The following is an 876-nucleotide window of genomic DNA, read 5'->3' on the forward strand; positions in this document are numbered from 1 at the left end:
TTTTTTGCCATGGGTCAGGGAAGTACAGCTGAATACGGTCGATATGGTTTTCTGGTAGCTGTTTGAGTAGTTGGATGGCGTCACCATTGATAATCTTGACGTTACGTAAGCCTTGGGTGCCGGCCATATAGGCGCATTTGCCAATGCCTGGCTCATGGACTTCGATACCGACAAAGTTGCGCGCCGGCTCTGCGGCGGCCATCTCGATGAACGAGTCGCCCAAGCCAAACCCAATCTCTAGGGTCAGCGGTGCGTCACTGCCATTTGGGCTATCGGCAAATAGCGCGCGCAAGTCATGGATGTCCGTTAAGTCGCCATCGCCAAAGCTGTTATTGACCAAATAATCGGCAAACTCGGGCGCAGTCAACGCCAGCTCGGCGTTTTTGTTCATGTGTGTACGCCGTTTCATAAAGGTGTTGACGATACGAATGTGTTTGTCCGCGGCAGGCGTGCTTTGGTTGTCATCAACGTCAGCGCTCGCTGTGTCGACGTCGATTAGGGTTTGCTCATCAGTGGTTGGCGTACTGGTGAGATTGTCATTACTATCAGGATGTTGACTCATAAGATGGGCAGTGCTTCATTAGGTGAGTGAGATGGCGTCATTATAAGTGATATTGTTGCGACTGTGAATGTGCAATACGTCTTTAGCGGTTTTATACGGTTATAGGAGATGAGAATAGATGTGACATCAAAGACGATAGTAAAGACTATCGCGATAATAAAGGCTATTAAAGTATCGAAAGACGTCCAGTCGGTGTACGCGGGTTTTCTATGCAGATCGGTTGGCGTTGTCATATAATAATGATTGATATTTTTTAAAACTTATAGTCGATACACTCTAAAAATGTCATAGCGCTACTGGGATGCTATTTTTAA

The 876-nt window shown here is 46.8% G+C and carries 1 protein-coding gene; it reads right to left on the reverse strand.

Translation table 11 applies throughout. The features are described from left to right. Positions 1-562 (reverse strand): tRNA (guanine(46)-N(7))-methyltransferase TrmB (gene trmB, locus NK638_RS12320; protein WP_274633238.1); only part of this gene is annotated, 562 nt, incomplete at its 3' end. Positions 563-876 lie beyond the last annotated feature (314 nt).

The organism is Psychrobacter sp. A3 (assembly GCF_028823565.1).
In the GTDB taxonomy this organism is placed as follows: Bacteria; Pseudomonadota; Gammaproteobacteria; order Pseudomonadales; family Moraxellaceae; genus Psychrobacter; species Psychrobacter celer.